Source organism: Arthrobacter sp. 01T419 (assembly GCF_056398865.1).
Genome location: NZ_JBFTQF010000002.1, coordinates 362,362 through 375,446 on the forward strand (window position 1 = coordinate 362,362; position 13,085 = coordinate 375,446).

Genomic DNA, 13,085 nt, shown 5'->3' on the forward strand with positions numbered 1-13,085 from the left:
AATGGCCAGCATGCCTAGCGAAACAGCAACCAAGCGGGGACGCCCCGGATACGACCAGCAATCAGTGCTGCTCATCGCCGTCGACGTCTTCAACCGCCATGGCTACGACGCCACGTCCATGGGCATCCTGGCCGAAAACCTCGGGATCTCAAAGTCGGCCATCTACCACCACGTACCGTCCAAGGGCGATCTCCTGAAGCTCGCCCTAGAGCACGCGCTGGGTGGGCTCGAGGCCATCCTGGAACAGCCCCAGGCTGTTACCGGGGCAGCCGACGCGCGCCTGGAATTCGTGCTGCGGCAGACCATCGCCGTGCTGGTGGACCGGCTGCCGTTCGTCACGCTGCTCCTACGGCTGCGCGGCAATACGGACATCGAGCGCGATGCCCTGGAACGGCGTCGTGCTTTCGACCACAAGGTGGCTGCGCTGATTTCCGCCGCCCGCGAAGAAGGCACGCTGCGCCAGGACATCGACCCCCGCACCGTAACCCGGCTGCTGTTCGGCACTATCAACTCGATCGTGGAGTGGTACAAACCGGGCGGCTCGCTCTCCCCGCAGCGCCTCGCCGACGACGTCATCACCATGGCTTTCGACGGACTGCACGCCCCGGCGTAGGACCGTTTTTACTCGTTCCCGGCCGCTCCCCCTTTGTCGCCCTTGTCCCCTTTGTCGCTCTTGTCCCCTTCGTCCCCTTCGTCCCCTTCGTCCCCTTCGTCCCCTTCGTCCCCTTCGTCCCCCCGACGCTCGCTCACATATATGGGTGTTTTTAGAAACGCTCGCTCACTTATGTGGCCGAATGGCAGAATGCTCCTTCACTAAAGTGAAGGAGCATTCTGCGTTGTGCTTGTTGGTGGTTCAGCTATTCAGAGCTGATATTCGGCCTGGATGCCCAAGCTTTCGTGGACGCAGAGGACGTTGTTTTCCGAGTCCATGAACCAGGCGCACCTATCGGCGTCAGTCGTACAAATGTGGTGTTCGGTCTTGAGATCCGGGAGGTCGTAATCCCGGAATTCGACGCCGCTCGCCTCCATTTCCTCGACTGTCCGCTCAATGTCACTGACTTCAAAGGAAAGGGCAGTGTGCGATGAGTGCATGCCGTCCTTGATAGGCATCAACTGCAGCATGGGGCCACCGTCGATGCCAAACAAATCATTTCCATCCCATGTCATGCCGCGATGCGGGAGGCCGAGTTTCTCCGCATAAAAGCTGCGGGCTCGATCTACGTCGTCGACGGGCAAGACGGTTGTGGCTGTTCTGAGTGCTAGGTTCACTTCGCCACCTCCTACGCAGAAAATCTTACGCCGGGCGGCGTGGGAAAGACCTTGTGAGCGAGCGTCGATGGAAAGGGCGTCAGATCTGAGCGAGCGTCCGGCCAAACACCGACATAAGTGAGCGAGCGTCGGAAGGGAGAGAAGGGCGAGGGTTATTTCTCCACGAGGGTCAGGACGTCGTAGGTGGCTACGATCTCGTCGTTCTGGTTGGTCAGCACGGCGTCCCAGGCTACTTCGCCGTATTCGTCGGTCTCGCGCGGCGTGATCTTCTTGGCCGTGAGCGTGACGCGGATCGAATCCCCTGCGGCCACGGGAGTGATGAAGCGCAGGTTCTCCAGGCCGTAGTTCGCGAGGACTGGTCCGGGCTCGGGCGAGACGAACAGCCCGGCGGCCCAGCTCAGCAACAAGTACCCGTGCGCCACGATTCCCGGGAAGAACGGGTTGGCTTCGGCCGCTTCCTGGTTGGTGTGGGCGTAGAAGGTGTCGCCGGTGGAGTTGGCGAAAGCGGTGATGTCGTCCAGGGTGACCTGCCGCAGTTCGGACCGCACGGCGTCGCCGATCCGCAGAGCAGCAAGCGACTTCCGGAACGGGTGCGTTCCTTCCGTCTCCACCGTGAAGTCGCGGTCCGCGCCAGTGTGCCAGACGCCGGTCACGGCAGTGAGCATGTTCGGCGAACCTTGGATGGCGGTGCGCTGCATGTGGTGCATCACCGAGCGGATTCCACCGAGTTCCTCGCCACCACCGGCGCGGCCCGGTCCGCCGTGGACCAAGTGCGGAACAGGCGAACCATGCCCGGTTGAGGACCGGGCATCCTCGCGGTTGAGCATCAGGACACGGCCGTGGTGCGCGGCGATTCCGGTCACTAATTCCCGGGCAACAGCAGGATCGTTGGTGCATACGGAGGCCACGAGGGAGCCGCCACCGCGGGCGGCGAGGCGGACGGCGTCGTCGAGATCCGAGTACCCGATTACGGACGATACCGGGCCGAAGGCCTCGAGTGAGTGGACGGCTTCCGAGTCCACGTCGGCCCAGCTCAGGACGACGGGCGACATGAAGGCGCCGTCCTCCACGACGCCAACCGTGCCGTCGAGCGAGGTGACCGACGGCGAATCAAGCGTCCCGTACGCGAGCTCGCCACCGGCGTCGAGCATGGACTGCACTGCCGCGCGGACGTCGGCCAACTGTTCAAGCGACGCGAGGGCGCCCATGGTGACGCCCTCGGCGCGGGGGTCGCCCAGCACAACGCGCTCGTCCACCCGCGCGCCGATGGCGGAGACGACGTCGGACACCAAGCTTTGCGGCACGATGGTGCGGCGGATCGAGGTGCACTTTTGCCCGGCCTTGACCGTCATTTCGGTGACGACCGATTTGATGAAAGCGTCGAACTCGGGCGTGCCGGGCATGGCGTCGGGCCCGAGGATGGCGGCGTTGAGTGAGTCGGTTTCCGAGGTGAAGCGGACGCCGCCCTGGACCACGTTGATGTGCGACTTCAGCGAGTTGGCGGTGGAGGCGGATCCGGTGAAGGCGAGAATGTCGCGGTAGTCGAGGTGGTCCAGCAGGTTGCGGGCGGATCCCGAGATGAGCTGCAGCGAGCCTTCCGGCAGGATGCCCGACTCCACAATTGCCTTAACCACGACGGCGGCAACGTAACCAGTGGGGGTGGCCGGCTTGACGATGGTGGGGACGCCGGCGATGAACGCGGGCGCGAATTTCTCGAGCATGCCCCACACGGGGAAGTTGAAGGCGTTGATCTGCGCGGCGACGCCCGGAATGCGGGTGTAGATGTGCTCGCCTGCGAAGGAACCGTCCCTGGAAAGGATTTCCATGGGCCCGTCCACTACAACCTGCGAGTTCGGCAGTTCGCGGCGGCCCTTGGAACCGAAGGTGAAGAGCACGCCGATGCCGCCGTCGATGTCCACCATCGAGTCGATCTTGGTAGCGCCGGTTTTGAACGACGAAGTGTAGAACTCCTCGCGGCGGCCGTTGAGGTACTGGGCCAGTTCTTTGAGCTTGAGGGCGCGTTGGTGGAAGGTGAGCTTGCCGAGCTCGCGCTGGCCCACCGTGCGGCCGTAGTTCACGACGCCGGCAAGGTCCAGTCCGTCGGTGTTGACCGTTGCGAGGATCTCGCCTGTGCTGGCGTCGCGGACGGGCACGCCCGCGGAGGCGTTGGCGCTGGGGGTCCACCACTCGCCCTGGACGAAACTGGGCACGGTTTCAACAGCTGTGGCTTCCGGAGCGACTGCGGTACTGGTCATCGTCGACGGGTCCTTCCAAGGCACGGGCACGAAATGGACTGAACGGCCGCAAATTACTGACCGGCCGTTCGGTAATATTCCCAGAATACATGAGAGCCCGGATCTGCACACTAGATGTCTCCCCGGGCTGCGCCCTTCCTGACCGTCTTTGACGGGTTTGACGCCCTGGAGTTGCGACTCGCCGTGTCGCAAGCGCTTTCCGAAATGAAAGAAGGTCACGACGGCGCGTGGCCACGTCCGTTAGTCCGCCCGACTCCCGAGCTTGGTACAGATGGCGGCGACTTCCGCCTCGGAGACGCCGTTCGCGGCCAGGAAAGCCGCGGTTCCAGGGAATGAGCGAACTCGAGAAGGCTCACGCTGCGGGACGCCAGCATCGCTTCAAGCGCATCCTTTTCCAGATATGCGTCGTGGGCATGAGGGGCCCGGTGGTAGCGGTGGCGTTCATTGATTCCGCGCATCCCCTGCTGGTAACCGCGGACGATTTCCTCGTCGCTGGCCCCGGCCAGGTTCTGCAGCATCACGGCGATGACTCCGCTGCGGTCCCGCCCTGCCGCGCAATGCAACACCACCCCGCCCCTTGCTGCGGCGATGGCCTTGAAGACCGCGGCGATGTTGTCCGAGAAGAGCCGCAGATAGTCGGCGTAGTGCGCAGGGTCTTTGAGGTAGGGGCCGAAGATCGCGGTGAAATCTTCGTTTGACGGATCTTCAGTAGGGCAATGGACGATGTCGAAGCGCGAGGTCGCTTCCCCGGATACCTCGGGGTCGAGTTCCCGTGGCTGCTGCTCACGCGAGGTCCGCAAGTCGATCACCGTGCGGATGCCGGCGTCGTACATTTGCTGCCAACCAGCTTCGGTGAGCCATTCCCGCCGGCCCATCCGGTACACACTCCCGGCGAGGCGCCAGGCGTTCACCGCGCCGTCCCAATGAGCGGACTGCGTGGAAGTGGTTGTGATCCCATCCATACGGGACAGCTAACCACACTTGCGGTCGGGATATGTGAGTGAGCCTCGGTCAGAAAGCCGACATATGCGAGTGAGGGTCGGGAGAAAAGCCGCCATATCCGAGCGAGGATCGGGAGAGTCCGCTTCTCCCAAATGCTCCTGCAGATATTGGGCACTCCCCGGTCGACGCTCCTGCAGATGATGTGAGTGAGCGTCGGTCAGAAAGCCGACATATGTGAGTGAGGGTCGGGTCTTGCGCCCCTGACGTGACCTATGTCATACTTTTTCTCGATACGCATCGACGATGCGTATCGATGAGACAGAACCGTACATCCGACCAAGAACACCGGACCCGGCGAGGAGGCCTGGAACGTGCCCACCAGCAAGGATGTCGCCCAGGCGGCTGGCGTAGCCCAAAGCACTGTTTCGTATGTGCTCAGCGGCAAGCGGCCGATTTCCGAGAAGACCCGGAAAAAGGTCGAGGCCGCCATCGAGCAACTCACCTACCAGCCAAACGCCGGGGCCAGAGCCTTGGCAAGCCGCAAAACCCGGGTCATCGGCCTGGTCATCCCGTTCATCCCCGAGCTCCACATGGCATCGATCATGGAGTTTGTTTCCGTCATCGCCAGCACAGCCCGGCAATATGACCATGACATCCTGTTGGTCACCGAGGACGAAGGCGCCGCGGGGCTCCAGCGCGTTGTGGGCCAGCAGATCTGCGACGGGCTGATCCTCATGCAGGTCGAAGGCGAAGACGAGCGCCTACCGGTAGCCCGCAGCCTCAAGGTCCCGGTGGTCCTGATCGGCATCCCCCGCGATCCGTCCGGGTTGGTCTGCATCGACGCCGACTTCGAAATGGCCGGCGAGCAGTGCGTCCGGGATCTCGCCGCGGCAGGGCATTCCGTGGTCACTGTGATCGACTGGCAACAAGAAGTGGTGGACCGGCATGTGAACTACGTCGACCGCTTCATGCATGGCACGGATGTCGCAGCCACTGAACTCGGGGTCAAAGTCCTGCACCTCCCCGGCGGAACAAACCGAGAGATCCTCGCGGATTCCGTGGACAAGGGACTGGCCCAGACCACCGGAGTACCCGCATTCATTGCCCCCGACGGCACGGTCCAGGATGTCCTGCGCCGCATCCTGAGCAGCCGCGGCTTGACCCCCGGCCTGGATGTTTCCGTTATCGGAAGCGCCTCCCCCACCCTTSCCGAGCTCCAGCCCATTCCGCTTTCCACCATCGATCTGCGGCCAGGGGAAGTATCCCGCCGCGCCGTCAAAATCATGTGCCAACTCCTCGAAGCTGACTCCCAGGGACCACACGAATCCCTGGAGTTGGTGCCCACGGTCATCACGCACCGTTCCAGCACGCTCCGCCCACCCCACGGCGCGTAAGCAAACCACCGGCCAATCACCCGAACTCCTTTCGTTTCACAGTTCGTTTCACAGACCTTTCGTTTCACAGACCTTTCGTTTCACCATCGTCGATACGCATCGATAATATTCGCAAACCCAATATTCCGTTCTTCCACCAACAAAGGAACAGACAATGAAGTCAGCTATCAGGACACGCCGCCCGCTCGCCCTGGCCGTGGCAGCATTGGTCGGCGTCCCGCTTGCCATCTCCGGCTGCGGCACCACCGCCTCCACCTCCTCCGCGGAAGCCGTGAAGGAAATCTCCGTGATGGACTACTACAACAACGAGCCGGACAAATCCTTCATCGGCGACGCCCTGACCGCGTGCGGCACCAAGGCAGGCGTCACCATCAAGCGCGAAACCGTGCCGGGCAAATCGTTGATTTCCAAGGTGCTCCAGCAGTCCTCGTCCAAGACGCTCCCGGACGTGCTCATGCTCGACAATCCGGACCTGCAGCAGATCGCCGCCACGGGAGCCCTGGCACCCCTGAGCGATTTCAACATCAGCACCGCCGATTTCGCGCCGGGAGTGCTGAGCGCCGGCACCTACAAGGACAAGGTGTACGGGCTGGCCCCCACCGTTAACACCATCGCACTCTTCTACAACAAGGACATCCTGGCCAAGGCCGGAGTCACACCGCCCACCACCTGGGACGAGCTGAAGGCCGCAGCCACCAAGCTCACCTCGGGTGAACAATACGGCCTGGCCTTCAACGCCAACCCCACCTATGAAGGCACATGGCAGTTCCTTCCGGTCATGTGGTCCAACGGTGGCGACGAGAAGAACATCGATACCCCCGAGACCGCCCAGGCCCTTCAGCTCTGGACCGACCTGGTCAAGGACGGATCCGTATCCTCCTCCGCCCTGAACTGGACCCAAGCAGACGTCAAGGACCAGTTCATGGCCGGCAAGGCAGCCATGATGGTCAATGGACCGTGGCAGATTCCGGCCCTCGACAAGAAGACCACGCTGCAGTATGGCGTCGTGAAGATTCCGGTCCGCGACTCCAGCCAGGCGGCAGTCGCCCCGCTTGGCGGCGAGGTATGGACAGTTCCGCAGACAGGGAGCAAAGCCCGACAGGCCAAGGCCGCTGAAGTAGTGGCTTGCATGAACAGCGACGAGAACCAACTGGGCATGGCCAAAGTCCGCAACACCATCCCCTCCAAGACCTCGTTGGCAGCGAAGTTCGCCACCGACAACCCCAAGCTCGCCACGTTCACCGATCTCATCAAGACCGCCCGGGCCCGAACCGGCGAGCTCGGAGAAGGTTGGCCGGCACAGGCTACCAAGATCTACACCGCCATCCAGACTGCGCTGACTGGCAAAGCCTCCCCTGCCGACGCCCTGAAGCAAGCCCAAGGCCAGTAAGCAGTTGGACATGTCCCTCACAACTGATTTAGCGCAGGCCAAGTCGCGCGCCAACATACGCGCCAAAGCACGGGCAAAATCCGGGTCGGAAACCACCCCGGCCGGGGAGGAAAGCCCATCGCCGCGCAGCCGCAGCCGCAAACACCGCGAGCGCATCTACCAATGGCTGTTCCTGGTTCCCGCCGTGATCTACATGGCGCTGTTCTTCGGCTACCCAGTGGTCAAGAACATCGTGATGAGCTTCCAGGACTACACCACGGCCACCTTCTTCACGGGTGAGGCCCCCTGGGTGGGGTTGGCGAACTACGCAAAGGTGCTGTCGTCGTCGTTGTTTTCAACGTCGTTGGTGAACACCGCGCTGTTCACCCTCGGCTCGATAGCTGGCCAGTTCGTGATCGGGCTGGCGCTGGCGATCTTCTTCCAGCGCAAGTTCCCGCTCAGCGGAATCCTTCGGTCGCTGCTCCTGCTCCCCTGGCTGCTGCCGCTCATCGTGTCCAGCGCGGTATGGCGGTGGATCCTGGACAAGGACAGTGGAGCCTTGAACCGGTTCCTGGGCGAGTTGCACATCGTGGACACGGGCATTCCGTGGCTCACCAGCACCTCGCTGGCGCTGATCGCCGTCGTCGGGGTGAACATCTGGATCGGCATCCCGTTCAACTTGACCATCCTTTACGGCGGCCTCCAGGAAATCCCTGATGAGCTCTACGAGGCCGGTTCCTTAGACGGGGCCACGGGCTGGAAGGCGTTCCACCACATCACTTGGCCCATGCTTCGACCGGTGGTGAGCGTGGTCCTGGTGCTCGGCGTCGTCTACACCCTCAAGGTGTTGGACATCATCCTGGGCCTGACCAACGGCGGCCCCGCGAACTCGACCCAGACCATCGCCACCCAGTCCTATGATCTGTCCTTCCACGAGTTCAAATTCGGTGAGGGCGCGGCGCTGGGCAACGTCCTGGTGGTCATTTCCCTCGTCTTCGCGGTCCTGTACCTACGGGCCAGCCGGCGGTCCGTCGATGAGTGAGGAAACCATGACGACGACGAAAATCACCATCCGCCGTTCGGCGACGGCTACCAGCGGCAGCGGACGTGCCCTCAATGGGCCCAGACGCAAAGGCCCCGGACCCGAGCGCAAAAAGTGGGGCTATACGGTCCTGGCCATCTTCTTCCTGGCCATCATGCTGTTCCCCGTGTACTGGATGATCAACGCTTCGCTGCAGCCCAACGGCACCACGCTGGAAACCTCGTGGCTGCCGCTGAAGCCGGACTTCACGGGCTACGCCACGGCTGTCAGCGAACAGGGTGGGAACCTGGTCACCAGCTTGGTGATCTCGTTGGGCAGCGTGGTCCTCAGCTTGGCCATCGCAGCGCCGGCGGCCTACGCCTTGGCCTATTTCAAGGTCAAAGGCGCCGGTGTGGTCCTCTTCGCGATCTTGATCAGCCAAATGATCCCCGGAATCGTGGTGGCCAACGCGCTGTACACGGCCTACAACGATCTCGGCCTGCTCAATTCCGTCCCGGGCCTGATCCTCGCAGATTCCGCCCATGGCATCCCGTTCGCGATCCTCATCATCAGGGCCTTCATGAACGGCATGCCAGCGTCTGTGATCGAGGCAGCGCGAGTGGATGGCGCCGGGCATCTGAGGGCCTTTTGGTCCATCGTGGTGCCCCTGAGCAGGAACTCGCTCATTACCGCGGGGCTCTTCACCTTCTTGTTCACGTGGAGCGACTTCCTGTTCGCCCTCACCCTGACCACCACCGAGGCCGTGCGGCCCGTGACGCTGGGAATTTTCCAGTACATCGGGGCCTACGTCAACGACTGGAGCTCGGTCATGGCCACAGCCGTGCTCGCCTCCATCCCGGCCATCATCCTGCTGGTCGCGGCGCAGAAGTACATCGCCGCGGGGACAACGGGCGGCGCCGTCAAGTAGTGCAGTAGCCAGCCCACGACGGCGGGACCCGCCACCGGGACCCAGCGCGCCGACCGCGGCACTAACCGCCCGCGGCACCGCACCGCCGTCGGGCACCGCACCGCCGTCGGGCACCGACCGCGACACCAAACTCATCAATAAGGAGAAACTATGTCTGAACCGATCCGGGTCACTGTCTGGAGCGAAAACCGGCACGAAAAGCGCGACGAACTAGTCGCCCGTCTCTACCCCGAAGGCATGCACGGGGCCGTGAAGGCCGGCATCGAGGAGAATCTCGGAGCCAACGTCAGCGTCCGCACCGCCACCCTCGACGAGCCCGAGCACGGCCTCACCGAACAAGTCCTCGCCAACACGGACGTCCTCACCTGGTGGGGGCACATGTCCCACGGCGACGTCGACGACGGGATCGTGGAGCGCGTGCACCGTCACGTCTTGTCGGGCATGGGTCTCATCGTGCTGCATTCCGGGCACTGGTCCAAGATCTTCACGAAGCTCATGGGCACCTCGTGCACGCTTCGCTGGCGCAGCGAGCAGGACCGCGAGCTGGTCTGGACGGTCGACCCCACACACCCGATCGCCAAGGGCGTGCCGCACCCCATCGTGATCGAACAGCAGGAAATGTACGGCGAATTCTTCGACATCCCCACCCCCGAGGAACTCGTCTTCATCAGTTCCTTCAGCGGCGGCGAAGTCTTCCGCTCGGGATGCACCTTCCGCCGCGGACACGGCAAAATCTTCTTCTTCAGCCCCGGCGACCAGGATTACCCGGTCTACCACCACAAGGATGTCCGCCGGGTCATCTCCAACGCCGTCGAATGGGCAGTCACGAACCGGCCGGAACGCGCCCACCCGGAGCTGCTCCGCTACGAGACCAACGATTTCTTCAACGGCAAGAGCTACCAGGGAGCCAACGCATGATCACCCCTTTCGCAACCATTCCGGACGACGGCAGTCCCCTTCGCGTCGTCGTCGTCGGCGCCGGGGGCATGGGCCGCGCGTGGCTTCGGACCGTGCAGGAGTCGCCACTTGTGGAGCTCGCGGGGATCGTTGACCTGGACCTCGAGGCTGCCCGCGCCGCTGCGGCGGCCATTGGGCGTCCTGACCTACCGGTTGGTGCCGGAACGGCCGCATTGGCCTCCGACGTCGGCGCCCAAGCAGTCATCAACGTCACCGTTCCTGCCGCCCACCACCCGGTGACTACCGAAGCACTGGCTGCCGGGCTCCCCGTGCTAGGTGAAAAGCCAGTAGCTTCCACTGTGGCGCAAGGGCTGTCCCTGGCGGCTGCGTCGGAGCTGAGCGGCCAGTTGTTCATGGTGAGCCAGTCCCGCCGCTACAACCGCCACCTGTTCGAGGCCAAGCGGCTGGCCTCTTCGCTCGGCACGGTGGGCATCGTGTCCGCCGAGTTCTTCAAGGCCCCGCATTTCGGCGGCTTCCGCGACACGATGGACCACCCGCTGCTACTGGACATGGCTATCCACCAGTTCGACATGGCCCGGTTCCTGCTCGACGCAGATCCTGTCTCGGTATTCTGCGAGGAATACAACCCGTCCTGGAGTTGGTATCGCGGAGATGCAGGAGCCACTGCCATCTTCGAGATGACCGGTGGGGAGCGCTTCGTGTTCACCGGCAGCTGGTGCAGCCCTGGCCAGGAGACCTCGTGGAACGCGGCATGGCGGATCAGCGGCGAACACGGCACGGTCTTGTGGGACGGGGACAATGATCCGCTCGTGGATTCCACCCGACTTCCGGCCGAGGGGAAATGCAGCGATCCCGGGCAGGAGATCGCCGGTTCACTGCGTGACTTCGTCGCTGCCCTTCGCACTGGAAGCTCCCCCATGGGGCAGGTTCACCAGAACATCATGAGCTTGGCCATGGTGGAAGCGGCCATGCTCAGCGCCTCCACCGGCACCCGGATCTCGTTAGACGCGCTCTTGGAGGAATCCTACTCACAGGCCGTTCTGACGGAACGGGATCCGGCCGTGCTGGAAGTCTTGAAGTCCTGGGGCTCGGTCCGGGCGGCCCTCACCTCCCGCTTCGCGACCCCCAACTGACTCGCATTAGATGCTGTTCTCAGCCGTTTTCACGACATCTATTGCCAGTCAGTTGGGTTTGCGGGACGCAAGCCTGTGGATAACTCAAAATGACGGGGCGGAATTTGCAACGATGGGGTAATGAGACGCCCGCAGCCCCTGCCGACGCCACTGGATTATGCGCCATTCACCTTCCAAGAAGCGGTCAACGCCGGTGTCACGCTTGGGCGGCTGAGGCACCGTGCGCTGTCCGCGCCGAGCCGAGGGATAAGAATTCCGGGCCAGACCCCGGTCCGCCAAAGCCCTCTCGACCCAAATGTGCCCCAGCACATCAGGCCCTTCACGGTAGTGACGGAGTTCTCGGCCGCTTCCCATGCCACAGCTTTCCGATTGTGGGGGTTTCCAGGTCTCCTTGCGGGGTACGACGATCCGTGCATCCACATCTCACGTCCGGACACTATGGCAATTCCGCGCCGGCGAGGTGTTGCTGGCCACGTCGGGCAGTTCTTCGAGGACGAGATCACGAGTCTCGACGGGCTGTTGATTACCAGCAGGGTCCGGACGTGGTTAGACGTATCGCGGAAAATGAGCATCGACGAGCTAACGGTTGTGGCGGACCACCTCCTGCGGATACCAAGGCCCGGGTTCGAGGACAGGAAGGATCCGTTCGCAACGCTGGAAGACTTAGGGGAAATGATTGACCGCCACAAGGGCACTCCTGGTATTCGAAAGGCCCGTTTAGCGCTCGAGCAAGCCCGCGTCGGTTCCGATTCCGCCCCGGAAACGCGACTTCGGCTGCTACTTGAGCGCGGCGGACTGCCCGAACCCCAACTGAACGTCGCCACGGAACTGGGCTCCGGCGTCGTACGCCAACCGGATCTTTCGTATCCCGAGTACCGTGTCGCAGTTGAGTACGACGGCGAGGTCCACTCGGACCCTGCCCAGATCGTGCGGGATATCGAGCGCGAGGAAGATTTCAGCAACGCAGGCTGGTTTATCGTCCGTATCTCCAAACGCCATATGCAGAACCGCTCGTGGTCCGCGCTCACGAAGGTCCGCTCCGCGCTCCTGGCCCGCGGGTGGTTCCCCAAGTAGCTCGCATTTGTTGTCGTTAAGACGCCGCATACCGACAACAATTGCCAGCCAGTTGGGCACCCTGGGGCACGATTGGCGCCAGCCGGCGTCGAAGGAAAGCCTCAGGGGCGTGCTGCCGTTCTGGTCAGCTCGGGAGGCGGGAGGCCAGCCGGAACTCGAGGCCGTTGCGGATGGCCGGCCATTCGTGTTCGAGGATGGAAAACACCACCGTGTCACGGAGGACACCATCCGACGTTCGCGAATGGTTGCGGAGCACGCCGTCCTGCTTGGCGCCAAGCCGGGCAATCGCCTCGCGGGATTGGTGATTGAGCCAGTGGGTTCGAAATTCGACGGCGGGGCAGCCGAGCGTCTCGAACGCATGGCGAAGAAGCAGCAGCTTGGAGTCAGGATTGCTTCCGCTGCCGTGTGCCGACGCAGCGTTCCATGTGGAGCCGATCTCGACACGCGGAGTGGCAGAATCGATGTTCATATACGTGGTCATGCCGATTATTTTTTCGCTCGCCTTGAGCCGGGTCGCGAACGGCACCATGGATCCGCGTTCCTGTAGCGCGAGCCTGCGCTCGATCTCGGCCGCCATGCCCTCGGGCGTGGGGACAGAGGTATACCAGAGCTTCCACAACTCGCCGTCCTTGGCCGCGTCCACGAGGCCGTCGTGGTGCTCGGGACTGAGGGGTTCCAGCGTTACAAAACGGCCATCCAACGTCACGGGTCCTATGAGAGTCACCCCGCCAGCCTAACCGACCCAAATGACTGGCACTTGTTGTCGCTAAAACGGCTGATAA

At 63.0% G+C, this 13,085-nt stretch carries 12 protein-coding genes; 8 read left to right on the forward strand and 4 right to left on the reverse strand.

Features of this window, described 5'->3' with window-relative positions:
• Window positions 1-10: 10 nt before the first annotated feature.
• On the forward strand, window positions 11-613 hold the full coding sequence (locus AC1DLO_RS05355) for a TetR/AcrR family transcriptional regulator (protein ID WP_476889528.1): 603 nt from the start codon (window positions 11-13) through the stop codon (window positions 611-613).
• Window positions 614-861: 248 nt separating this feature from the next.
• Here the strand turns inward: AC1DLO_RS05355 and AC1DLO_RS05360 are convergent, their stop codons facing one another.
• From AC1DLO_RS05360 to AC1DLO_RS05370, 3 genes are all read right to left on the reverse strand, one after another.
• A complete protein-coding gene (locus tag AC1DLO_RS05360; protein ID WP_184738634.1) occupies window positions 862-1,269 on the reverse strand; it encodes a VOC family protein in 408 nt (135 codons plus the stop codon).
• Between the two features lie 152 nt (window positions 1,270-1,421).
• Window positions 1,422-3,524, reverse strand: coding sequence for a phenylacetic acid degradation bifunctional protein PaaZ (gene paaZ, locus AC1DLO_RS05365; protein ID WP_476889529.1), 2,103 nt, complete (start codon window positions 3,522-3,524; stop codon window positions 1,422-1,424).
• 215 nt (window positions 3,525-3,739) lie between these two features.
• A complete protein-coding gene (locus tag AC1DLO_RS05370; RefSeq protein ID WP_476889530.1) occupies window positions 3,740-4,486 on the reverse strand; it encodes a tyrosine-protein phosphatase in 747 nt (248 codons plus the stop codon).
• Window positions 4,487-4,837: 351 nt separating this feature from the next.
• On the opposite strand from AC1DLO_RS05370, the gene AC1DLO_RS05375 reads away from it, so the two are divergent.
• The 7 genes from AC1DLO_RS05375 (at window position 4,838) to AC1DLO_RS05405 (ending at window position 12,303) form a co-directional block, all read left to right on the forward strand.
• Entirely contained in the window at window positions 4,838-5,860 is a 1,023-nt protein-coding gene (locus tag AC1DLO_RS05375) for a LacI family DNA-binding transcriptional regulator (protein WP_476914423.1), read from the forward strand.
• A 154-nt stretch (window positions 5,861-6,014) separates the two neighbouring features.
• A complete protein-coding gene (locus tag AC1DLO_RS05380) occupies window positions 6,015-7,250 on the forward strand; it encodes a sugar ABC transporter substrate-binding protein (protein ID WP_476889532.1) in 1,236 nt (411 codons plus the stop codon).
• Window positions 7,251-7,260: 10 nt separating this feature from the next.
• Window positions 7,261-8,271, forward strand: a complete 1,011-nt coding sequence (locus tag AC1DLO_RS05385) for a carbohydrate ABC transporter permease (RefSeq protein ID WP_476889533.1) — start codon at window positions 7,261-7,263, stop codon at window positions 8,269-8,271.
• A gap of 154 nt (window positions 8,272-8,425) precedes the next feature.
• On the forward strand, window positions 8,426-9,178 hold the full coding sequence (locus AC1DLO_RS05390; RefSeq protein WP_395893813.1) for a carbohydrate ABC transporter permease: 753 nt from the start codon (window positions 8,426-8,428) through the stop codon (window positions 9,176-9,178).
• Window positions 9,179-9,328: 150 nt separating this feature from the next.
• Complete coding sequence (locus AC1DLO_RS05395; RefSeq protein ID WP_476889534.1) at window positions 9,329-10,096, forward strand: ThuA domain-containing protein; 768 nt, start codon at window positions 9,329-9,331, stop codon at window positions 10,094-10,096.
• On the forward strand, window positions 10,093-11,229 hold the full coding sequence (locus AC1DLO_RS05400) for a Gfo/Idh/MocA family protein (protein WP_476889535.1): 1,137 nt from the start codon (window positions 10,093-10,095) through the stop codon (window positions 11,227-11,229). The genes AC1DLO_RS05395 and AC1DLO_RS05400 overlap by 4 nt, the downstream gene beginning before the upstream one ends.
• Window positions 11,230-11,349: 120 nt before the next feature.
• On the forward strand, window positions 11,350-12,303 hold the full coding sequence (locus AC1DLO_RS05405) for a hypothetical protein (RefSeq protein WP_476889536.1): 954 nt from the start codon (window positions 11,350-11,352) through the stop codon (window positions 12,301-12,303).
• Window positions 12,304-12,427: 124 nt separating this feature from the next.
• On the opposite strand, the gene AC1DLO_RS05410 is transcribed toward AC1DLO_RS05405, so the two are convergent.
• The gene (locus tag AC1DLO_RS05410; protein ID WP_476889537.1) at window positions 12,428-13,027 is read right to left on the reverse strand and encodes a GNAT family N-acetyltransferase; all 600 of its coding nucleotides are present in this window, start codon (window positions 13,025-13,027) and stop codon (window positions 12,428-12,430) included.
• Window positions 13,028-13,085: the final 58 nt, after the last annotated feature.